Source organism: Methylophaga sp. UBA2496 (assembly GCF_002341635.1).
In the GTDB taxonomy this organism is placed as follows: domain Bacteria; phylum Pseudomonadota; class Gammaproteobacteria; order Nitrosococcales; family Methylophagaceae; genus Methylophaga.
The window spans coordinates 163,043-185,579 of the sequence record NZ_DDOK01000007.1; the positions used below are offsets into that span (position 1 = coordinate 163,043).

At 45.0% G+C, this 22,537-nt stretch carries 24 protein-coding genes and 1 tRNA gene; 10 read left to right on the top strand and 15 right to left on the bottom strand.

Going from position 1 to position 22,537, the window contains the following annotated elements:
• Positions 1-419 precede the first annotated feature (419 nt).
• Positions 420-869, top strand: a complete 450-nt coding sequence (gene azu, locus B2W60_RS10630) for an azurin (RefSeq protein ID WP_292360743.1) — start codon at positions 420-422, stop codon at positions 867-869.
• 54 nt (positions 870-923) lie between these two features.
• On the opposite strand, the gene napH is transcribed toward azu, so the two are convergent.
• The 9 genes from napH to B2W60_RS10675 are packed head-to-tail and all read right to left on the bottom strand — an operon-like array spanning position 924 to position 7,955.
• On the bottom strand, positions 924-1,793 hold the full coding sequence (napH, locus tag B2W60_RS10635) for a quinol dehydrogenase ferredoxin subunit NapH (protein WP_292360741.1): 870 nt from the start codon (positions 1,791-1,793) through the stop codon (positions 924-926).
• The gene (gene napG, locus B2W60_RS10640; RefSeq protein WP_292360740.1) at positions 1,790-2,479 is read right to left on the bottom strand and encodes a ferredoxin-type protein NapG; all 690 of its coding nucleotides are present in this window, start codon (positions 2,477-2,479) and stop codon (positions 1,790-1,792) included. The genes napH and napG overlap by 4 nt, the downstream gene beginning before the upstream one ends.
• A gap of 28 nt (positions 2,480-2,507) precedes the next feature.
• Entirely contained in the window at positions 2,508-2,936 is a 429-nt protein-coding gene (locus B2W60_RS10645; protein WP_292360738.1) for a hypothetical protein, read from the bottom strand.
• A gap of 37 nt (positions 2,937-2,973) precedes the next feature.
• Positions 2,974-3,957, bottom strand: a complete 984-nt coding sequence (gene mauG, locus B2W60_RS10650) for a tryptophan tryptophylquinone biosynthesis enzyme MauG (RefSeq protein WP_292360736.1) — start codon at positions 3,955-3,957, stop codon at positions 2,974-2,976.
• A 36-nt stretch (positions 3,958-3,993) separates the two neighbouring features.
• Positions 3,994-4,554, bottom strand: a complete 561-nt coding sequence (mauA, locus tag B2W60_RS10655) for a methylamine dehydrogenase (amicyanin) small subunit (RefSeq protein WP_292360734.1) — start codon at positions 4,552-4,554, stop codon at positions 3,994-3,996.
• 43 nt (positions 4,555-4,597) lie between these two features.
• Positions 4,598-5,233, bottom strand: a complete 636-nt coding sequence (gene mauD / locus B2W60_RS10660; protein WP_292360732.1) for a methylamine dehydrogenase accessory protein MauD — start codon at positions 5,231-5,233, stop codon at positions 4,598-4,600.
• Positions 5,234-5,256: 23 nt separating this feature from the next.
• Positions 5,257-5,805, bottom strand: coding sequence for a MauE/DoxX family redox-associated membrane protein (locus tag B2W60_RS10665; RefSeq protein WP_292360730.1), 549 nt, complete (start codon positions 5,803-5,805; stop codon positions 5,257-5,259).
• A gap of 12 nt (positions 5,806-5,817) precedes the next feature.
• Positions 5,818-7,095 (bottom strand): methylamine dehydrogenase (amicyanin) large subunit, encoded by a 1,278-nt coding sequence (mauB, locus tag B2W60_RS10670; RefSeq protein WP_292360728.1) that lies wholly within the window; start codon positions 7,093-7,095, stop codon positions 5,818-5,820.
• Positions 7,096-7,112: 17 nt separating this feature from the next.
• Positions 7,113-7,955, bottom strand: a complete 843-nt coding sequence (locus tag B2W60_RS10675; protein ID WP_292360726.1) for a methylamine utilization protein MauF — start codon at positions 7,953-7,955, stop codon at positions 7,113-7,115.
• A 622-nt stretch (positions 7,956-8,577) separates the two neighbouring features.
• Here B2W60_RS10675 and B2W60_RS10680 point away from each other — a divergent pair.
• The 5 genes from B2W60_RS10680 (at position 8,578) to rnk (ending at position 12,004) form a co-directional block, all read left to right on the top strand.
• Entirely contained in the window at positions 8,578-9,594 is a 1,017-nt protein-coding gene (locus tag B2W60_RS10680; RefSeq protein ID WP_292360724.1) for a helix-turn-helix domain-containing protein, read from the top strand.
• A 90-nt stretch (positions 9,595-9,684) separates the two neighbouring features.
• Entirely contained in the window at positions 9,685-9,900 is a 216-nt protein-coding gene (gene tatA / locus B2W60_RS10685) for a Sec-independent protein translocase subunit TatA (RefSeq protein ID WP_292360722.1), read from the top strand.
• A 23-nt stretch (positions 9,901-9,923) separates the two neighbouring features.
• Positions 9,924-10,313, top strand: coding sequence for a Sec-independent protein translocase protein TatB (gene tatB / locus B2W60_RS10690; RefSeq protein ID WP_292360720.1), 390 nt, complete (start codon positions 9,924-9,926; stop codon positions 10,311-10,313).
• Positions 10,310-11,050 carry a twin-arginine translocase subunit TatC gene (tatC, locus tag B2W60_RS10695; RefSeq protein WP_339612388.1) on the top strand — a complete coding sequence of 247 codons (741 nt, stop codon included), beginning with the start codon at positions 10,310-10,312 and terminating at the stop codon, positions 11,048-11,050. The genes tatB and tatC overlap by 4 nt, the downstream gene beginning before the upstream one ends.
• A 540-nt stretch (positions 11,051-11,590) precedes the next feature.
• Positions 11,591-12,004, top strand: coding sequence for a nucleoside diphosphate kinase regulator (gene rnk, locus B2W60_RS10700; protein ID WP_292360718.1), 414 nt, complete (start codon positions 11,591-11,593; stop codon positions 12,002-12,004).
• Positions 12,005-12,120: 116 nt separating this feature from the next.
• Here rnk and B2W60_RS10705 read toward each other — a convergent pair.
• From B2W60_RS10705 to B2W60_RS10720, 4 genes are all read right to left on the bottom strand, one after another.
• Positions 12,121-12,207 (bottom strand) — tRNA-Leu (locus B2W60_RS10705).
• Between the two features lie 52 nt (positions 12,208-12,259).
• Complete coding sequence (locus tag B2W60_RS10710) at positions 12,260-13,993, bottom strand: chloride channel protein (protein ID WP_292360716.1); 1,734 nt, start codon at positions 13,991-13,993, stop codon at positions 12,260-12,262.
• Between the two features lie 5 nt (positions 13,994-13,998).
• Positions 13,999-15,372, bottom strand: coding sequence for an oxygen-independent coproporphyrinogen III oxidase (gene hemN, locus B2W60_RS10715; protein WP_292360714.1), 1,374 nt, complete (start codon positions 15,370-15,372; stop codon positions 13,999-14,001).
• Between the two features lie 86 nt (positions 15,373-15,458).
• The gene (locus B2W60_RS10720; protein WP_292360704.1) at positions 15,459-16,130 is read right to left on the bottom strand and encodes a TIGR00730 family Rossman fold protein; all 672 of its coding nucleotides are present in this window, start codon (positions 16,128-16,130) and stop codon (positions 15,459-15,461) included.
• Positions 16,131-16,389: 259 nt separating this feature from the next.
• On the opposite strand from B2W60_RS10720, the gene purD reads away from it, so the two are divergent.
• Genes purD through hemF form a run of 4 tightly spaced genes read left to right on the top strand, consistent with a single transcriptional unit; the run spans position 16,390 to position 20,091 of the window.
• Positions 16,390-17,682 carry a phosphoribosylamine--glycine ligase gene (gene purD / locus B2W60_RS10725; protein ID WP_292360702.1) on the top strand — a complete coding sequence of 431 codons (1,293 nt, stop codon included), beginning with the start codon at positions 16,390-16,392 and terminating at the stop codon, positions 17,680-17,682.
• A 28-nt stretch (positions 17,683-17,710) separates the two neighbouring features.
• Positions 17,711-18,583: a phosphoribulokinase gene (locus tag B2W60_RS10730; protein ID WP_292360698.1), complete on the top strand. Its 873-nt coding sequence runs from the start codon at positions 17,711-17,713 to the stop codon at positions 18,581-18,583.
• A gap of 33 nt (positions 18,584-18,616) precedes the next feature.
• A complete protein-coding gene (locus B2W60_RS10735; protein ID WP_292360694.1) occupies positions 18,617-19,171 on the top strand; it encodes an L-threonylcarbamoyladenylate synthase in 555 nt (184 codons plus the stop codon).
• The gene (hemF, locus tag B2W60_RS10740) at positions 19,168-20,091 is read left to right on the top strand and encodes an oxygen-dependent coproporphyrinogen oxidase (protein WP_292360692.1); all 924 of its coding nucleotides are present in this window, start codon (positions 19,168-19,170) and stop codon (positions 20,089-20,091) included. The genes B2W60_RS10735 and hemF overlap by 4 nt, the downstream gene beginning before the upstream one ends.
• Positions 20,092-20,094: 3 nt before the next feature.
• Here hemF and prfA read toward each other — a convergent pair whose 3' ends face one another.
• On the bottom strand, positions 20,095-21,183 hold the full coding sequence (gene prfA, locus B2W60_RS10745; RefSeq protein ID WP_292360690.1) for a peptide chain release factor 1: 1,089 nt from the start codon (positions 21,181-21,183) through the stop codon (positions 20,095-20,097).
• A gap of 3 nt (positions 21,184-21,186) precedes the next feature.
• On the bottom strand, positions 21,187-22,446 hold the full coding sequence (gene hemA / locus B2W60_RS10750; RefSeq protein ID WP_292360689.1) for a glutamyl-tRNA reductase: 1,260 nt from the start codon (positions 22,444-22,446) through the stop codon (positions 21,187-21,189).
• Between the last annotated feature and the right edge of the window lie 91 nt (positions 22,447-22,537).

Here is a 22,537-nt window from a genome sequence, read left to right on the forward strand (position 1 = left end):
GCATATTCAATATATGGATTCTTAAACAGAAAAGAGGTAAAAATCATCAATTTGCCATTTCTGCTAAAAACAGCCCCCTAAATTTGATCACATTTCCCATATTTGACGATATTTTTGATTTTTCGCTGATTTTTTAGTTGCGTAAGCTACTTCCCAATCTTTAAAGAGCTTAGTGCTGACTGCTCGCACCTATATTGCAGTTTACATTATATGTGTTGAGCTTCATTGCCGTGTTTGCGAGCTTATCATTTACCCAGCATTACCAGTTAATCAATAGCCATACATGTAAAAGAGGCTAGTAGGTCCAATCAAAGTTGATTAACAATACGATAGTGGCAAAGCCATGCCGATTATTGCTAATGCTTAATAAGTTACAGGACTAAAATCACAGACTCTATTTAAATAATTTGGAGATTTATATGCGATTTTACTTACTGTTACCTTTAGCAATTGCTTTCCTTCCAACGGTAGCTGCAGCAGATAATTGTGAAGTGTCTATCAGTGCAGGGGATGGTATGGCTTTCAATACCCGATCCATGGATATTCCATTGAGCTGTGAAGAGTTCACTGTAAACTTTGCGCATACTGGTCGTTTACCAAAAGGTGGTATGGGGCATAACTGGGTATTAGCTCAAACATCTGATGTCCCTGAAATCGTTAAAGTGGGAACTCCTGCAGGTCTTGCGAATAATTATCTTCCTGAAAATGACGCTCGAGTTATTGCCGCTACCCCGATACTTGGTGGAGGAGAAAATGCCTCTGTTACATTTGATACTGGCGCACTAAGTGCTGACAGTTCTTATACTTTTTTCTGCTCATTCCCTGGACATTCATCAATGATGCGTGGAAGTGTTAATTTGGTTGATTAGTTGGTCTTGGAAAGGTTGGCGAAACCCCGTCAACCTCTTTCTTATTTATAGTCACTATTTTTTTGTCACAATGGGAATGTTTTTAAATGATCGTCTGTGACCTAAATCCATTTTCATAGAAAGCACACCAGCTGAGCATTTATCCAGACATGCCCCACAGCGTGTGCAGTCACCCGACGTAACTTTATTTCCCTTTTGAGACACCACTGGAGCTAACACATGTGGTTCAGGGCATACTTTCATACATGCTGAGCAAGCGGAACCGGCACAGGACTCTGCTTTGTTGGCGGTGACTCGCATACGTCCGAATTGTCCGAGAAATCCGTAAAAAGCTCCAACAGGGCAAAGATGGCCACACCATCCTCGGCGGCTAACCAGCAAATCGAAGAAAAACAAACCTAACAAAAACATTGCCCCTGACATTGATGCCCACATTAACTCTCTTTGAAAGAGCGTTATTGGATTGATTATTTCCCATGCAAGTGTTCCCGCAGAAAAAGAAAGTAATAAAGCGAGCAACAAAATGGCTTTTCTGAGTTCTTTCGAAATGGATAAGTTACTCTTTATGTTAAAGCGTTGACGAAGCCAATAGGCAACATCAGTAAGCATGTTTATAGGGCATACCCAGCTACAGTATATTCGTCCTCCAAAAAGGGCATAAAACACTGCTAGGATTAATGCACCAATCAAGGCCGGATAGGCGAGTGATGAACCTGCTAAAAATGATTGCAACAGGATAAAGGGATCGGTCAGTGGAATTGTGCCAAACCATTCACTGGAAGATAAGTTGCCTGTGGCGATGTCACCAACAAATGGAAAAGAGAACAAAAAAGCCAGCAGGATAAAAAGTTGTACGGTTCGGCGTGAAATCAACCATCGTTTACGATAGATTGCAGTACAAATAATTCTGATAACTTTAATCATACTTTGTCGCGACCAGCAGCATTTCTTCCAGGACGTCCCAGACCAAGTTTGCGTGGTAAAACACGTATCGCTGTTTCAGATAGCACACAGTGTTTTTCACAGGTACCACAGCCCGTGCATTTATCCGAATGAACCGTTGGAATTTGCAATATACCCTTGGCATTTTGAATAGGTTCGAGCGTTATTGCTTCATCACGAATCGGGCATACTCTCCAGCAGATACTACAAGACATTCCCTTATAGTTAAGACATGTTTCATGTCCAACCAGCACAGCTACGCCCATATCTGCTTTACGAATATCTGTTAATAAAGGGTCAAGTGCACCTGTCGGGCAAGCTCGGGCACATGGAATATCCGGACACATCCTGCACGGATCTTCTCTGGCTACAAAAAAAGGTGTGCCAACAGGTGCTTCATCTGTCCAGCTTGCTAACTTGAGAATATCGTAGGGACAATCTTCTACGCATAGGCCACAGCGAATACAGGTTGAGTCAAATGCAGGTTCAGGTATTGCGCCAGGTGGACGGATAATTTCAGCAGAGATAGCTGGACGAGAACGTAATATGGCATGTCCTGCCAATGTGCCGACAACAGCAACACCAAAACGCCGAAATATCTGTTTGAAAGCTGTTCTTCTCTCGGGTTCAGCGTTGTCGGGATTATGTTCAGTATTATTTTTTTTCATCTCCCACCTCTATTGCTTTAGCCGCCTTTTAATCTATAGGTTCTGAAATAAGCAACGTGGCGTGAATGACCGGATGTATCCAGCAGCGCAGGAGGAACTCACCGGACTCTGGAACTTTCCACCTTACTGAAACGCCTGGTGTTTGCACATAAAGCTTTTCATCGATATTAATGATTTTTTCATCAGGTGTTTCTATGTAAACACTATGAGAAATATCTGACTGATTAATGATTTCTATGATGTCGCCTGGTGATGCTGTATAGAAATCAAATTCAAAATCGTGATGCAGTAAATAGACTTTATGAATTTTGGTTTCAGCTTCTTTTTGGACCTCAGCATGAAGCGGTATTGAGTAAAAACTTGTAATAACGCTGGCTGCAATAACTATGTTCAAGATTGATATGTGGACCACATTGAAAAAGAGTTTGTTGAGACGTTCTAATTCGAGAATCTTCATTTTCATTTGATGTAGTTTATTAATGATGTTGTGATATTCATTCAGGAATATCAGGAAATCTAATACCGAGTACTGGACCCGTCAGTGTTTTGATAAAAGCGATGAGATCATCTCGCTCGGTTTCAGTCAGCTTAAAAGGCTTCATTTCAGGAGAAAGACTTTCTCGTTGGATGCCGCCATTTTCGTAATGCTTGATTACTTCTTCCAATGTATTCATTGAAGCATCATGCATAAAGGGACCATTTTCAGGTAAATCACGAAGTGAAGGGGTTTTGAAGGCGTGTTGCATAATGATTATTTGAGGCGGCACTAGTGCACCTTTACCAAGATCATTACTTTCAAGACCAATGTCATGAAAACTGTCATCGGTAAATCGCCACGATGTATGACAGGCTGCACATTGTGCCTTTTCATTGAATAGTGCAAAACCTCTTTTGGCACTTTCACTAATTGCATTTTTGTCACCTTCTACCCATTTATCAAACTGGGATGGTGCAGAAACCAGGGTTCTTTGAAAGCTGGCCAAAGCTTCACTAATACGTTGTTGAGTGATATTTTCATCACCAAAAGCTGCTTTAAATATAGGGTAATATCCTTTGACATCTTGCAGGCGAGTGGTCAGCTCTGACATGTCATAATTCATTTCATGTTGAGTTGTTATTGGTAAAATGGCTTGCGACTCTAGTGAATCAGCCCGCCCATCCCACATTAGTGTTGTAAGCCATGCGCTGTTTAAAACAGTGGGGGTTCGGCGAGGATTCGAAAGACTTTCCGCACCAAGTGGAATCTTGCGCCCATCACTCCACCTTTTATCTGGAGCATGACACGTGGCACAGGACATTTCCTGGTTTCTGGATAGACGAGGATCAAAAAACAGGGATTTTCCGAGCGCCGCCTTTTCCACGGTAAGTGGATTGGTTGATGGCGCCGGAATTCCCTCTGGGCGCTTGAAAGCTTCCAGTTCAGAGGCAAAAGAGTCAGCAGCCTGAATTGCCAGGACAACTGATAAAAATACAAACAAGCTGCTGATTCTCATGCTAGGTAATGCCTATATACCTTAGCTGGCCTTACCAACAACAGGTGAGATAGTGCAGTGATAGGTCATTGCATCATTATTGGCACCAAAACACCATACAATATCGTTGGAGAACTCAGGACGATAAACCGGCAGTTCACCTTCAGTATTAAGGCAATTACAACGTCCACAAGTCTGTTTACCACAGCAGTCGCGATAGGCAATCAGATAGGTCTGCTGATCTCCAGGGTTGTAACAGCTTGCAACCCAAGAGCTTGGTGACAGTTCGGTTCCCGGAGGACATGAGGTTAACGTACCGCCACAGCAATCACAGAGGTTGCCGTCGATAGAACAGTGACGCCAGTAATCACAGGCTTGAGTATCTTGATCCTGGGGTTGAAAACCACTTCTGTCCATGGTGCCAGTTGTGGCCGCATTAGCTTCTTTCATTCGTCCACGGCGGTCCACCGGCAGTAGGGGCAGTAATCCTGCACCGACAATAAACCCACCGAGTTTGCCGATAAAACCACGACGGCCTGTTTTACTGGCAGTGCCTCTGGCCAGCTTCTCCATAGTAGAGTCAAAACCTTTATTTTTTTTCATTTCTATTCTCTCCGTTAGTTCTTAATAACTGTTGATTCACCGGTTAATGTACGTGTGTTTCTTTGCCTAAGCTTGCTGCAGGGGCTGCTGTGCCTTCTTGCATGAAGCTCTGTAATGAAGAGTGACCAAGACGAATGGCTTCAAACAAACTTTCTACATGTTCACGGGTGTTACAAAGACCTTTAGATTGAATGACGCCATCTTGGTCAAGCAGGACGCCGTAAGGTACTTTGGAAACTTGATAACGCATGCCAATTTCGGCAGATACAACGTAGCGCTCACCTTGAAGTGGATGATTCTTCAAAAACTCCCGATGCTCGGCTTGGGTGCCATCACTTATCAAAATGACATCTGTTCCTTCAGCTGCTGCTACTGAGCGAATAATGGGCAATAATTTCGCGCAGACTGGACAAGATGGGCCTGTAAACATTAATAAGCTCGCACGCCCGGGAGTGATAGCACGACCGACCAGTAATGGTTTCTCGTCAATGGTTGTTACATTAAAGACGGGGGAACGCTCACCAATATCAGGACCATGATCGATCATCATCGCGCCTAATGGAGCTGACCTTTCATGTAGTAGCCCTATCTGACGAATGACACCAAGCATAAGTGCAGCTAGTGCTAAAAAAGCTCCCCAAAGCAGAACATTTGATGCAATAAGAAATTCAACATTCATTTCAGTATTTCCTTAAATTAAGTCTAAAGTTTGTTAGTGCGAGTAGCTGGAAGACCAACAATTAAATCGGCTGCCAAATAAAGAAGGGTGAGCATCACTGCTGCAGCCAATCCCATCACCCAGGATGCAATTGAAACACTGGCCAACTGTACAGGGACTAATGCGGCATAAAGGCTTACACCAGCCAGACTGAGTGCTCTTAGTACATGAAACATCCCAATACGACTGACACTGGTTGGACGTCGAACACAACCGCAATCAATATGCGTTCTTCCGCGGCCTACATTGATAGCGATAGCCACTGCAAACATGATAAAAAGCCCAGTTGCTGTCCATGCTGCCATTTCTCGAGCTGGTGTTATTTGAAGTGCTACTGCACATACCAGTTCAACTAGAGGAAGCAATCTTGCAAAGGGTGTTACCAAAAAAGATGGCAACAACCGATAGTTTGTTACAACACCCTGAAACTCGTCAGGGTGTCGTAACTTGGGAATCGCTGCGGCTGCTAATACCAGCCCAAGAAAAAGCGAGGCTAGAACTGCGACAGAAGCGTCATTAATTACCAAGTTCATAATTTCCTCACTTTATTCCGGTAAGTAAATTAATACAGGCGCTCTTCCAAGCTCATCGATTTTGCCTAGTTCCTCACCAGAGATTGCGTCGAAGGTGTAAAGAGTTTGTTCTCCTGGAGAAGAAGCAAAAAGATAAGGTTCAGCATCTTGACTTACGCCTATACCATTTATTTCATGGCCCATATCGATACGACGTAATTGTTTACCCGTTGTACCGTCAATTACGAACACATAACGGCTTGTCAGCTTATGCGTCCATTTGTCTCGTTGATCAGCTAACAGATATATTTCATTACGATCATTGTGATAACTGACTGGTTGCCAGCCACCTGGAGCCCACTTGTCTGCTTTCTGTTCTTTAGTGAAAGCATCGAATGGTTGCATAAACTCAGCACCCGAAGCAGTTAGCTTGGCTTGGAAGATACGACCATTTGTACTTGGCCACACAAGGTGTCCGGTTTTGTTTGAGTAGGCAGGGTTATTAAAGAGGTAATCCTCTTCACCATGAAAAACCTTAGTGTTTTTCTGTTGCGTGTTCCCTTCACTGTCATAGCTCACTTCGAGAAGAGAGCCATCACGACAATGCATAAAGAACTTTTGATCCGGTACTGGGAACAAGTGGTAACAGTCTGGAATTGGCATCATCTTAACGAAAGATTCCTTTTCCAAATCAACAAGACCTACTGCTGGTGAAGGTGAAAACTGTTGGAACAAGATATGTTTTTCATCTGCACTTAAACTCGCCATGCGTTGCATTACACCTGTCAGGAAACGACCCTCCGGAATATCAATATCTGCTATTGGCCTGTGCGTTTTTGAGTCAATAATTTCGATATAATCATCACGCGTACCCCGAGCAACACGTGAATACATGGTGCTGGCAATAGCCATGAAGTTACCGTTATCGCCAAGCATCATATGAGGCAACTTACCTGCATCAGTCATACCGAGCAGTTTGTTGTTATTGCCATCAATGGTGTAATAAGTTGACGTCATATGAAAAGCACCCGCGTCGAGCACATAGACTCGTTTGGCATCACTTGGTGGTGCATCAAGAATGACTGGTGTATCCATTAGTTCTAAGGTCGCTTCTGACCCCAATTGTTGAGGTACAGCTCCCCCTGCTATAGCGGCTTGAGTGCCACCGGCCAGTATCGCAGCAAAAGCCACACTGACTGCGAGACGCTTGGATTGTTTTGTTTGTCCAGCTCTAATTTCACTATGTTTTATGGTCATATCTCTCCTCCAACCATTAATTGTTGTTAATGTTTTTGTTACTAAATTTTTCAAACAAGATTCATCCTGCTTCAAAGAATAAGAAGCATTAAGGCTGCTGATCCAATTGAAAGTAGAAGGAATCCATCTATTTCAACAGCACGTTCCTGCCAACGAGCCAGCCAGGCTTGGACTGATTGGTTACTAATCGGTAGGAAGTTAATGGCAACTGGTAAACAGCGTCCGATGTTGAATATGGCAATAACGGCAATTGCCGTTGTAACGTTGCCGCTGAGTAAGGCAACGCCAGTAACGATGTAAAGAATAGGGGTTTGAACATAGGTCAGATAGTTCATACCCAGTGCATAGCCATACAAAAGACCGATAGTGGATGAACGAAAACGGAATCTTGCATCGTGAGGAACTTGTGCCCGGCGTTGCGGGTATGGCATTTTCATAAAACCAAGCTGATGTGCACCGTAACCTAACGCTAGTATTGCTATACCACTGGCCATGTAAGTGAATGGTAAGGCGCTAAACAATGCCCAACTGATCAGTCCCAGCATGCCGCCTAACATCAAGGCTCCTAAAGCATAACCCAGTGCATGGGTGATAAAAGTCGGTGCCCAGCGGATGACCGAACTAAATGAATACTTTCCGGCTGGTCGAAGCAGACTTAGGCTTGAGTAGCCGCATGGTGACCATGTGGAAAGAAAACCACCGATTAGAGCGAGTACAATAAACATCCATTGCAAAGCGCCTGTACTTGCACCTTGTGTACTTAATAGACCGCCCCCGCCTATTCCGATCATGACTGCAATAACCATCGTGGCAAATCGAGCTTTAGTTGAACTCGACTTAGAAAAATCTATTGCATCTGGAACGGAAGTATTCATTTGGGGTTGCTGATGATAAGTTTCAGCACCAAGATTCATTCTCATTTCTCCTCCTATGACCAAGACTGGCCCACCGTTGTTGTAAAATTGCAACGGGATAACTATAGCGAGTTAAAATTTTATGCCGTAGCAAAAATCGGCATGATCCCGAGAGGTTTTTCCCGATTTGGGTAAGTCTTGCCGATTTTTGCTAGTCAGGCTGTTGAAACCAGTTTTGATGCCTGCAAGAGGAGGGTTTTATTATCTGCAACGTCGCCAAAGCCACCTAAGTGACGTGAACTCAGAAGCCTTTCTACAGGCGTCGTTATGAGACTGAAGTTTGTCAATAATACTGAGGCGCTCTAGGAGCCGAGCAGTCATCTAAGAGTATGATTGAAAGACAAGCCATTAAGTCAGATGAAAATGCATTTGAAGTATGGCTAAACAGGGTCTATTCCGCTTGATCTGTTTCCAAATGAGAGCTTCATCAAATCTTGATTGTGAGTGTTGCCGTTTATTGCTACCCGTAGCTCTTACTATTTGCCTAGAGTTGTGTCTATAGTCTGAAACTCCTAAAAAAGCCAAATAGCATAAAACAATAAGGAGAGAGGATTTTTTTCGATAAGGCATATTTTAAGTGCCGGACCTTGATGTCCACGGAAAAAACGAGCGAGGAGAGAGCATGATGAATTTTAGAGAAGCGCTTTTAAAAAATAGGAATCCTGTTGGCACCAGAAAAATACATTTTGTTGAGCGGACATCACGGGATGTTTTGGAACAAGCCGATGCATTGCCATTCTGGTCACAGGATTACACTCAGTTAGACAGAGGTTCTTTTACAGGATCTATTATGAGTGTCACTGGGCGTAATATGCAGATTTTTCGCGAGAGCATGAACCGTGCAGTTGATCAGATAGCAAGTGCACCAGAAGATACATATGTAATAGGCATACCTACGATTATTGAGGGTGATGCTTCATGGGGTGGTGTACAGGTTAAATCTGACTCATTGATAACCTTGGACAAAAACGGAGAACTGCTATTCAGGACTTCTCATTTTTCAGAAATAACCGCAGCGGTAATTTCGGCTGAACACCTGGAAGAATATGCCGGAAAGGTTGAAGGTATTGATCTTCGTAAGCTTATGGATAATGTTAATCCAGTTGAAATAATTCCTACGGATGTTGCACAAAGATTGCTGTCAGCTTTGAATAGCAGCACCAACTATATTTCTAAAAGTAGTGGTGATCCAAATATCCAACACATACTGCGTCACTTTGAAGATAATTTGTTGGATACATGTCTTCAGGCGCTCCTGCATGCAAGCGACTGTAAGGAAAGACACTATGATCAACGTATTCATCGATATATTGTCAGCCGTGTACGCGACTTAACTTTATCGATAGATGGAGATTGCCTAACCATAGGTGAGATCTGTATCAACCTACGTATTAGTCGACGTACTTTAAATCACGCCTTTTCACGAGTTCTAGGTATCACACCTGTTGAATACATGCGGAATCTGCGTCTTCATCGTGTTCGCTCGGAACTGCAATCATCTCCCTATGAAACCACCATTGCAAATATAGCAGCCAAATGGGGTTTCTGGCATATGAGTCTTTTTTCGCGTTATTACAGAGAATTATTTGGTGAAAGTCCTAGTGAGACACTGCTGCTTTCAAAAGAATTAGATAAATAAACGATTCAATTAGAAGTTAGTTGCGTAAATTTTTAAATACCACCTTGGTAGGTATGGTTTTTACCGAGACATAATTAACGGGAGAGAGAAATGGGGGCTTTTAGTATTTGGCATTGGGTTATTGTTTTAGTGATTGTCGCTTTAGTTTTTGGCACCAAAAAACTCCGTAATTTTGGTGGTGATCTTGGTGGTGCTGTTAAGGGGTTCAAGGAGGCGATCAATGAGGAAAATCCTTCAGTTACTTTGAAAAGCACCGACGAAAATCACACAGTGGAAAGCAAAGTTCACCAAAATGAAACTCAGTAAGCAAGAGTTAGAGTGGAAAACTTATGTTTAATATTGCCTTCCCGGAACTGCTTATTATTGGTGTTGTAGCACTTATCGTAATCGGTCCTGATAAGCTGCCTGCGGTTGCAAGGACTGCCGGAATACTTTTTGGGCGTATGCAGCGATTCACAATGAATATAAAGTCAGAAATTGATAAAGAGCTGCATTCGGCAGATCTAAAGCGATTAGAAAGTGAATTAAGAAATCATGACTTAGGGTTGAGTGAAGAACTACGCCAAGGTATGCAGCCTGTAGAATTAGTTATTAAGCAAAACCAGCCTTCCAATGAACTTCCTGTAGATCAAAAAAACAGCTCCAACAAAGTAAACTCATCGAAAGATAATATCGATGATACCGAGCCAAATCCTCTCAATCGAGGTATATCCAATTGAACGCCAAGGAAACCGTCTTCTCACATTTAGTTGAGTTGCGTGATCGCCTATTACGAATAGTTATTGGTATTGTTTTAATGAGCTTAGCATTATTTCCATTTGCAAATGATATTTACCATTTACTCGCGACACCCTTACTGAATAGCCTCCCGGAAGGAGGACAAATGATTGCAACTGAAGTCGCAACGCCATTTTTAGTACCTATGAAAATGGTGCTGCTGGTTGCATTTTTGTTGTCATCGCCCCATTCGCTTTATCAACTTTGGGCCTTTATCGCTCCAGGCTTATATACCAAAGAACGCAATTTAATTGGACCTCTGGTTCTTTCCAGCGTGTTACTTCTGTTGTGTGGAATGGCATTTGCCTATTTTTTGGTCTTTCCAGTTGTCTTTGGGTTTCTTGCAAGTACAGCGCCCGAAGGGGTGGCGATAATGACAGACATAAGCAGATATTTAGACTTTGCTATCAGTTTGTTCATCGCATTCGGTTTCGCATTTGAAACACCTATTGTTGTGGTTTTATTGGTGAAATCAGGTGTAGTAAGTGTAAAAGCTCTTCGAGGTGCCAGAGCTTACGTCATTGTTGGGGCCTTTGTGCTGGGAGCCGTCCTAACACCTCCGGACATTATTTCTCAATTTATGCTGGCAATACCGATGTGGTTATTGTATGAATTAGGGATTTTAGTGGCCAATATAACTAGCACCAAAGTCCAGGAAATAGACCAAATTCAATATTAGAAGCTGACCATATAATAAAAAAAATAATTTTAATTTAGCGAATCGTCATTTGAGCAAAAAAAACTACACTTTGAGTAATAAATTTACCTTATCTAGTTTAAATTTTTATTTTTCCGTGAAATGGTCTGAGATTTAAAAGTCGAGTTTAAACATTGGAAAAATAATGTGTAACTGACTTCACTTTATGGCTATTCTCGTGGCGGATTCTGAATTGAAACACATATCGTTAATTCATTATGGTATTCATTAAATGGAGTAAAAAAACAAGCCACATCATGATTCGTCGAAACGGTGGCTTTAGTAGAATCTATAGTTATATGTTTGTCTTATTTCTAGGTTGTCGTCAGCGCCCCTACAAAGCTGATAGTAGAAATTAGCAATATATACATGATGTTGTAATATTCGCACTTTCTTATAAACTGACGAGTGTTATACTAATCAGAAGGTCTATTCAGGCCTTATATATTCCTTATTTTATTTTAGCCAGAATGTAGAGTACAGCTGCGTTCTGGTTTTTTTATGTATGTTGAGGTTATTAGCATGACAATTCAGCCCGATATAATCATTTCGTCAGTAGACCTTGAGAGGCTAGAGGTCTTGCTCGGCTTTAGATCATATTCTGACGCTCTCTGTAAGCTCAACTTGGAAGGTGAGTTAAAGAGGGCAAAGGTTGTGGATTCACGACATCTTCCTGAAAACGTCGTTTCTATGAACTCAACGGTCCAGCTATCTATATCCTCTTCTGAGGCTCCTTTTTATGTAACTCTGGTATATCCCAAAGACATCAGGGAAGATGGCTCTACCTTGTCAATATTTTCACCAATTGGAACAGCTCTTTTGGGCATGAAGCAGGGTGATGAGATCTATTGGCCTAATCCAAGTGGAAAGAACATCAAAGTCAGGGTTGAAAATATCCTTTATCAACCGGAACGTGCAGGTGAATATCACAGATAGATATAAACCAATGAATCGCCACTAAAAAACTAGACACCTTTCAGCCAAAGTATTGCACTAAGCCATAAACAAAAAAGCCCCAACACTTTTCAGTATTGAGGCTTTGATATTTCTGATGGTGCCCGGGGCCGGAATCGAACCGGCACGACCGCAAAGTCGAGGGATTTTAAGTCCCTTGTGTCTACCAATTTCACCACCCGGGCAGCAAGCGGAACATTATAAACAAGATTGCACAATTGTTCACACCCAATTCACTTATTTTTTACTGGAAGAGGGTAATTGGTAATGGCTTTCGATCATTTCCCGGGTCAAAATCCCATAAATCCGGTCAATCATCGGGGTGCTCTGACGACTGACGTACAGCGCCTCTACTTCATATTTGTTAAGTGCCTGATAGGCTTCATGCAGGCTGGTATGCAATGAGATTTTATGGACATTCCTTCTGGTTGCAGGTATTTGCATCAGATCGATTTCTGTCTCATCTTCGTCTTCTTTAACGCTCACCGCTCTGGCCAGGTCGCTGGCGGGCATCAGGGCAATCGGATTGCGTTCTTTGGTGATTAATATCCATTCCGGGTTGTTTTCGAGTGTGTGCAGAGCCAGATCAGGATTGATTGTCTGATTCAACACGGCGATATTGCGTTGCATCGCGGCACCGACACTGATTTTGCGAAGCGTTTGTGAGATGGGGTCATTACGAAAATCCAAACCTTTTACTCGCATCAAGTTGACGAACATGGGTTCCTGTTTGAAATAATCGTGCGTAATCAGGCTGGAAAAGACGATAGCAAGCATACCGGGCAGAATGATTTCCGGGTTGCCGGTGAGTTCGAGCATGGCCATTAATGCGGCAAGCGGCGCTTTTAATGTGGCCGACATCATGGCGCACATGCCTAACACGGCATAAAAGGTCATTGATGACGCATAGTCGGGCAAGATGATTTGTCCGAAGTAACCTAATATTGCGCCGGCACAGGCGCCGACGACCATGGTCGGCCCAATGATTCCGGCCGGGATGCCTAAACCGACTGTGGCGGATGATAACAGCAGTTTCATCACCATAATGATCACCAGCGTGCCAATAGCGATATCATTGGCGGAAATACTGCCAATAATGCCGTATCCCATGCCCATGACTTCCGGCACCATCATGCCGCACAGGCCCATTAAAATACCGGCGTAAACCGGACGTAACCATGATGGATGATTGGTGTAAAGATTGGTAAATAGCGTCAGTGTTTTTAATGCGATGGTGGCTAGGCCGCCGATAACGAGACCCAGAAAAATAATATAAGGCAGTTCCCACAGTGACTGCATCTGGGCACTGAGATTGATAAAAACAGTGTCATCGCCAAAGGTCAGTCGACACACTACCGCGCCAGTGACGGAAGCGAGGATGACCGGAATAAAACTGGCGATGTAATATTCCATCATGATGACTTCCATGGCGAAAATCACCCCAGCGATGGGGGTATTGAATGAGGCGGCGATGGCGGCGGCAGTACCGGATGCGACCAGAATCCGAACACTGTTATTAGGTAATTCCAGACCATTGGCTAATAAGCTGCCACTGGCGGCACCCAGATGCACGCCGGGTCCTTCACGACCCACAGAGTGACCGGTAATAATGGCAATACTGGTGCCGAGAAACTGCCGAACCGCATTTTGCCAGGGCAGACGGCCTTCATAGGCCGAAAGGCGTTCGATCACATGCAGGATACCGGTGGTGCGTTGTTCCTGATTTAACCCAAGAAACAATAAACCGATAAGCAGGCCGCCGAGAATAGGCAGACCTAACAGGCCCCACCAGGGCAGGCTGGCAAAGCCTTCGACTTCGCCGGAGGGTAATAACAGCATTTGACCGTGTTCAATGGTAAGTCTGAGCAGGATGATGGCAAGGCTGGCTAATAATCCGGTGATAACGGCAAGCACATAAAGCTTTACGCCTAATCGACCAAATATGAAGTACTGTCGGATTTTTTCCAGCATCAGCCCTATATAACTTTGGAAAATCGCTGTTTTGCCTGTTGACTGTATTTATCAAACGCCATGCAGATATTACGGATTAACAAGCGCCCAGCGGGTAAGACCACTATGGATTTCCAGTTATACTGCAACAGGCCGTCTTCGGCAAATTGTTCGAGCTGAAGGTAGGCATCGGCAAAATAGTCTTTAAATTGAATGTCGTACTCTTGTTCAAGTTCCGCAATATTCAGTTCAAAATCACAGATTAAACGGGTAATGATGTTGCGGCGCAGTTTGTCATCCTCGCTCAGGCTGATGCCTCGCATTAAAGGCAGTTGGTTTTGTTTGAGCAGCGTATCGTATTCGAGCAGGGTCTTAACGTTTTGAGCATAGGCGTCACCAATATTGCCAATCGAAGTGATGCCAAAACCAATCAGGTCGCATTCGGCATGGGTGGCATAACCCTGAAAGTTTCGATGCAAACGATTCTGTTGCTGGGCCAGGCTCAGTTCATCATCCGGTTTGGCAAAATGATCCATGCCGATATATTGGTAGCCCGCATGGGTCAATTTCTCAATTGAAAGCTGCAATATGCTCAGTTTTTGCTCGGCGGTCGGTAAGTCTTCACTTTTAATCTGCCGCTGTGTTTTAAACAGTTTTGGCATATGGGCGTAATTAAATAATGAGATACGATCAGGATCGGCGGCAATGATTTTATCGAGTGTCGTATTAAAGCCTGACAGTGTTTGCAGCGGTAGCCCATAAATCAAATCAATGCTGATGGAGCGAAACTGATGCTGACGTGCTGCATCAATTACCGCCAGTGTTTCAGCTTCAGACTGAATCCGGTTAACGGCTTTTTGCACGGCTGGATCAAAATCCTGTACCCCCAGACTGATACGGTTAAAGCCTAATTTTTTTAACAGGGCAATGGTCTGACCATTGGCTTCGCGAGGATCAATTTCAATCGAGATATCAGCATCATCGGCAATATGAAAATGACGACGGGTTTCATCCATCAGCTCCTGCATTTGCTGTTCGCTGATAAATGTCGGTGTGCCACCGCCCCAGTGCAATTGTGTTACCGGTCTGTTGCTATCAATTAATTCGGCTTTGAGCGCGAGTTCTTTAGAGATGTTTTCAAGGTAGGGCGCGGCATGATCACGATTTTTGGTGATGATTTTGTTGCAGGCACAGTAAAAACAGACGGTATCGCAAAACGGCAGATGGAAATACAAAGACAGCGGTCCGCCACGCTGATTGGAAAGTTCAGCATGCTGCAGAAACTCCTTTGCCTTGAAGGTTTCATCAAATTCCAGCGCGGTCGGATAAGAGGTATATCTGGGGCCGGCTGTGTCGTATTTCTGAATAAGCTGGCGGTTCACGATCAGCTGATTTTGCATAACAAACGCCTTGTAACACGGTGGCAAATGATTATAAACAGCTGATTTTTATCCCGAATGGCTAATGCACGATTTCTTGATCCAGATCAGACAGAAAAACGCTGATCATCTTCCGGGTGGGCACCGAGATCGGCAAAATGTTTTTCAATAATGGGCAGCACTTCTTCGGGGGTATCCACCAGGTGGAAGATATTCAGATCTTCCTGTTGAATACAGCCGATACGCATTACTTCAGCCTGAAGCCAGTCAATCAGTCCTTTCCAGTATTCCGATCCATATAAAACGACAGGGAAATGACGAATTTTGCGGCTCTGGATCAGTGTTAACGCTTCAAAAAACTCATCCAGCGTACCGAAGCCACCCGGAAACACCACATAACCCATTGAGGATTTAACAAACATCAGTTTGCGGACAAAAAAGTAACGGAAACTCAGGCTAATATCCTGATTCGGATTAGGTTGCTGTTCCATCGGTAATTCAATATTGAGGCCAACCGAGTGGGCGCCCTGTTTAAATGCCCCGGCATTGGCGGCATGCATAATGCCTGGCCCACCACCGGTAATCACCGAAAATTTTGCTTGTGAAAGTGACTGAGCAACCTGTTTGGCCGCTTGATAATACGGTGAATCCTCTCGCAGGCAGGCACTGCCAAAAATGGATACGGCGGGGCCCAGTCCGTTAAGGGTTTCGATGCCATCAATTAATTCGGATTGAATACGAAAAACTCGCCAGGCTTCTGATGTTTTTAAATCTTCCACAATATTTTCCTGAGCTCTGTTTATCTCTCATCGCCACCACGGTTGGAGTCTGGATATCACAATAATCAAAAGCCGCCACAGTTACAATCTGTGTCCGGGGCTGCTGATCTTTCATCGGTGCCTCTGTTGTGACTCTGAAAGATCAACTGACCCTAATGCTGGCTGCGATCAAACGGGTATAGCCATCTATTAATATTTGGTTATACAGACATCTACGGTATCATTGGCCGTTTCTTTTAGCAGGTATGGCAACAACATAATGAAAGTTCTGGTCATTGGTAGTGGCGGTCGTGAGCATGCGCTGGCTTGGAAACTTAAACAATCACCGCGTTGCAGTGAAGTTTTTGTCGCGCCGGGCAATCCGGGAACCGCAAATGAAGAAGGTGTCAGCAATGTCGCCATTGCGGTAGATGATATTGATGCGCTGGTTACCTTTGCGCAGAACAATGATATCGGCTTAACCGTTGTCGGCCCTGAGATCCCATTGGTTCAAGGCGTCGTTGATGCCTTTGAAAAAGCCGGTTTACGTTGTTTCGGTCCGAGTAAGGAAGCCGCCCAACTGGAAGCCTCTAAATCCTTCACTAAAGATTTTCTTGCCCGTCATCAAATCCCTACTGCCGCCTATCAGGTTTTTACCAATATCTCCAATGCGATTGAGTACATTCTGGAACGTGGTGCGCCCATCGTTGTAAAAGCAGATGGTCTGGCGGCCGGTAAAGGCGTTATCGTGGCGCAGACCGTTGAAGAAGCGATTGCGGCGGTTGAAGACATGCTATCGGGTAATGCCTTTGGTGAAGCGGGCCACCGTGTGGTCATCGAAGAATTTATGACCGGTGAAGAAGCCAGCTTTATTGTTATGGTGGATGGTGAGCATATTCTGCCTTTGGCAACGTCTCAGGATCATAAAGCCCGCGATAACGGTGATAAAGGGCCGAATACTGGTGGCATGGGTGCGTATTCTCCAGCGCCTGTCGTCACTGATACGGTATTTGATCGGGTGATGCGTGAAGTGATCGAACCTACTGTAAAAGGTATGGCGGCAGATGGCCGTCCATACACCGGTTTTTTATATGCCGGTCTGATGATCGATGAAATGGGCGCACCACGAGTGGTGGAATATAACTGCCGGTTTGGTGACCCGGAAACCCAGCCAATCCTGATGCGTCTGCTGTCTGATTTAGTCGAATTGTGTGAAGCCGCTTTGGATAAACGTCTGGATGAGGTCACTGCTGAATGGGATCCACGTGCTGCCGTAGGGGTGGTGATGGCCGCTGGTGGTTATCCTGACAGCTATAAAAAAGGCGATGTGATTAGCGGACTGGATGTTGTGGATACCGCAGATACCCGCGTATTCCATGCCGGAACGGCTTTTGATCAGGACAATGTCGTTACCGCGGGTGGCCGCGTGTTATGTGTGACGGCTCTTGGTCACGGTGTTGCCGCTGCTCAGCAACAGGCTTATGCTGGGGTGGCAAAAATTCATTGGCAGGATGCCTACTACCGGACCGATATTGCTTACCGTGCAGTTGCCCGCGAAAAACACCAGAACTGATAGCTTACGACTTTAAGGAGAAGGCGGAATGTCTGTGTCCCATCCGATCATTGCGGTAACTGGTTCATCTGGTGCTGGAACATCAACGGTAAAACAGGCATTTGAGGATGTTTTTCGTCGTACTAACGTTAAACCGGTTGTCGTTGAAGGTGACAGTTTTCATCGATACAACCGTGAAGAGATGCGAGCTGCTGTGGCCAGGGCTGAAGCAGAAGGACGTGCACTGACGCATTTTGGACCGGAAGCCAATCATCTCGATAGACTGGAAAGATTATTTCAGACCTATTCAGAAACCGGTCGTGGCGAAAAACGCTATTACATTCATGATGAATCTGAAGCGGTTAAATTCAATCAACCTCCGGGTACGTTTACCGAATGGGAAGAGCTGGATACTGACAGCGATTTATTGTTTTATGAAGGATTGCATGGCGGCATCGTCACAGATGAAGTCAATATCGCCCAGCACACCGACTTATTGATTGGTGTGGTGCCGGTTATCAATATCGAGTGGATTCAGAAGATCAAACGTGATTGTGCCAACCGTGGCTATTCGCAGGATGCCGTGGTCGACATTATCCTGAAGCGTATGCCGGATTATATTCACCATATTACACCGCAGTTTTCACGTACCCACATTAACTTTCAGCGGGTGCCGTTGATTGATACCTCCAACCCATTTGTGATGCGCGAAATACCTACAGCAGATGAAAGTCTGTGTGTGATTCGCTTTAAGGATCCAAAGATGGCTGATTTTCCCTATTACCTGTCGATGCTGAAAGATTCGTTTATGTCACGGCCAAATAACATGGTGGTTCCTGGAGTAAAAATGGGTCTGGCCATGGAAATAATTCTGATGCCATTTATTGAAGAAATGATGCATAAAAAACGCCAACGTGGTTAATCAGGTATCGAAAAGAAGCGAAATGAGTCGAATATGAGTTTTTCAGATTGGCAGTTACGACAGGCATGCCATGCTTTACAGGAGGATGGTGTCATTGCCTATCCGACTGAAGCGATATTTGGTGTTGGCTGTGACCCGTGGAGTGAAACAGCCATTATCAAATTGCTGGCGCTGAAACGCCGACCATTGGAAAAGGGGCTAATTCTGATCGCAGCTGATTTCAATCAATTGCAGGATTTCATTCAACCTTTATCCGCCGAACTTCTGGCGAAGGTAAACCAAACCTGGCCTGGCCCGACGACCTGGTTACTGCCTGTTCGTGAGTCGATTTCCCCTTTATTAACCGGTGGTCGTCAGACATTGGCGGTCCGGGTCACGGCACATCCTTTAGCGGCAGAGTTATCACGTCGATTTGGCGGGCCTCTGGTTTCAAGCAGCGCAAATATTACCGGTCTGCGCCCCGCCAGAAATGTGCATCAGGTGCATTGGCAGTTACCTGAGCTGGATTATGTGCTGCCCGGTGCATTGGGCGGTGCCACTAAGCCATCAACCATTCGTGATGCATTAACTGACGAGGTGCTGCGATGAGTGCACCTGATATAAATGCGGTACGTGAGTATTTACTCTCACTGCAAGATACTATCTGTAATGAAGTTGAAATTACCGATGGCAAAGAGAAATTTGCCGAAGATGCCTGGCAGCGTCCGGCTGGCGGTGGGGGCCGGACCCGCGTCTTAAACAACGGTGCTGTATTCGAACAGGCCGGGGTCAATTTTTCTGAAGTCAGTGGTGATAATTTACCGCCCTCAGCAACAGCCAGCCGTCCTGAATTAGCCGGACGCAGCTTTCAGGCGATGGGCGTTTCACTGGTGATCCATCCGCATAATCCTTATGTGCCTACCTCCCATGCTAATGTGCGTTTTTTTGTGGCTGAGAAAGCGGGTGAAGAACCTATCTGGTGGTTTGGTGGCGGTTATGATCTGACACCGTATTACACCTTTGATGAAGACGTAATTCACTGGCATCAAACCGCTAAAAGCGCTTGTGATCCTTTTGGTGACAGTGTTTATGAAGCGTACAAAAAATGGTGCGATGACTATTTCTTTATCAAGCATCGCAACGAGCCGCGAGGCGTTGGCGGTTTATTTTTTGATGATTTGAATGAGCCGAATTTTAGCCACTGTTTTGCTTTGTTGCGCAATGTTGGCGACAGTTACACCGCAGCCTATTTACCGATTGTCGAACGTCGTAAGGATATGCCTTATACCGAAGCGCAGCGTGATTTTCAGTTATATCGTCGTGGTCGCTACGTAGAGTTTAATCTGGTGTATGACCGCGGAACACTTTTTGGCTTGCAATCCGGCGGTCGCACCGAGTCGATTCTGATGTCACTGCCACCCCTGGTGAAATGGCGCTATAACTGGCAACCTGAACCGGGTTCTGCTGAAGCCCGGCTATATGATCATTATCTGCAGCCTCAGGATTGGCTGACGTTAAAAGCGAAATAGGGCTTAGGAGTCTTTCGAGAGTAACGCCAACTGATCGGCCTGATATTCGCTGATTAATGGATCAATTACCTGATCCAGCTGACCCGACATGACTTCATCCAGTTTATACAGCGTCAGATTGATCCGATGATCGGTAATACGCCCCTGAGGGTAGTTATAGGTACGGATGCGTTCACTGCGATCGCCACTGCCCACTAATAACCGCCGGGTTTCCGCCTGCTCTGATGCTTGTTTTTCTTCCTTGGCAGCCATGATGCGCGACTGTAAAACCGACATCGCTTTGGCGCGGTTTTTATGTTGTGAACGTTCTTCCTGGCACTCAACAATAATGCCTGTTGGAATATGCGTAATACGTACGGCTGAATCAGTGGTGTTAACGTGCTGACCACCGGCACCGGAGGAACGGAACGTATCCATTTTGATATCAGCAGGGTTGATTTCAATCTGATCGATTTCATCGGCTTCCGGCAAAATAGCTACTGTGCAGGCTGAGGTATGAATACGGCCCTGCGATTCGGTTTCCGGAACCCGTTGCACACGATGCGCGCCGGATTCAAACTTCAGCCGTGAATAGGCTCCCTCGCCGACAATACGGGCGATAATTTCTTTATATCCGCCATGTTCACCTTCCTGAGCGTTGAGTATTTCGACCTGCCAGCGGCGGGACTCTGCGTAGCGGGTGTACATACGGAACAAATCACCGGAAAAAATGGCGGCTTCATCACCGCCGGTGCCAGCACGAACCTCGAGAAAGATATTACGTTGATCATTGGGATCTTTAGGTAACAGCAGTTTTTGCAAGTCAATCGCCAGCTGTTCCTGTTTTTCCTCAGCGATGGCTAACTCTTCTCTGGCCATTTCACGCAGCTCAGGATCTTTTTCCTGCAGCATTGTCTGAGCATCTTTCAAATCACTTAATGTCTGCAAATACATGCCAAAGTGTTTTACAACAGGCTCTAGCTGCGCATATTCCTGCGATAAGGTGCGAAATTTATTCTGATTGGCCATGGTTTCCGGATCGGAAAGCAGGCCACTGATCTCTTCATGGCGATCAACTAAGGCTTCAAGTTTATGCCTGATGGAATCTTTCACAGATCAATCCTTAATATTAAATAAACGACGGGCAGCATCAATCATGGGATTATTTTCATCTGATTCAAATGCCGATTGTCGCAGTTGTCTACTGGGTTCGTGTAATAGTTTGTTGGTTAATGTGCGGGCCAGTTCGGTCATGACTATTTCGGCACTCATGCCCTGTTCCAGCTGGCGTAACGCTTTATCAACAGCCTGGGTGCTCAGCATTTGTCCCTGATCACGTATCGCTCTGATCACCGGAACAGCATCCTGACTCCGCATCCAGCCGGCAAAATGATCGGCCTGAGTATCAATAATTTCCTCAGCCTGCTTGGCGGCGTCACGGCGGGACTGTAAATTCTCTTCAATAATGTCGTGCAGATCATCAACGGTATAAAGATAGATATCTTCCAGCTGGCCGACTTCGGCTTCAATATCACGGGGCACGGCAATATCCACCATAAAAATGGGCCGCCGTTTGCGTTGTTTCAACGCGCTTTCGACAGTCCCTTTTCCTAAAATAGGTAATTGACTGGCGGTCGAGCTGATCACGATATCGGCTTCAGCAAGGTGGGCCGGGATTTCACTTAAACTGATGGCGTAGCCATTCACCGACGTTGCCAGCATATGTGCTCTTTCAACGGTACGGTTAGCGATAATCAAACGTTTAATGCCATTATCAAATAAGTGACGTGCCACCAGTTCAATGGTTTCTCCGGCACCGATTAATAACGCGGTTGATTCCGCCAGATTACTGAAAATCTGCTTTGCCAGACTGACAGCAGCGAAGGCGACTGAAACCGGACTGTTACCAATGGCGGTATCCGTGCGTACTTGTTTGGCAACGGCAAAGGCATGCTGGAACAGACGACCTAATGATTTTCCCAGCGCTTTTGCATTCAGGGCCTGAGTGTAAGCTGTTTTTAGCTGACCGAGAATCTGCGGCTCACCTAACACTAACGAATCCAGACCACTGGCGACACGAAATAAATGCCTGACTGCATCCGCACCTTCATAGTGATAAAGGTAGGACTGTAACGCAGTGGCATCCTGTTGCTGAAAGTTATGCAACCATAACAGGACGCTATTGTCATAATCCTCGTCCAGGTGACAGTATATTTCGGTGCGATTGCAGGTTGATACAATGACTGCTTCAATGACGCTGTCATTTAACATCAGTGACGCTAAAGCCAAAGGTAATTTATCAGCATCAAAGCTAAGCTTCTCGCGCACAGCAACCGGAGCGGTTGTGTGATTAATGCCGTAAGTGACAAGATGCATAATTAAGGAGTCGTGTTGTATGCTGTTAAACTTTACAGCCTTCAGCTAAGTTGTCTGATATTTCGGTCTGGATAAGACTAATTCGCCATTC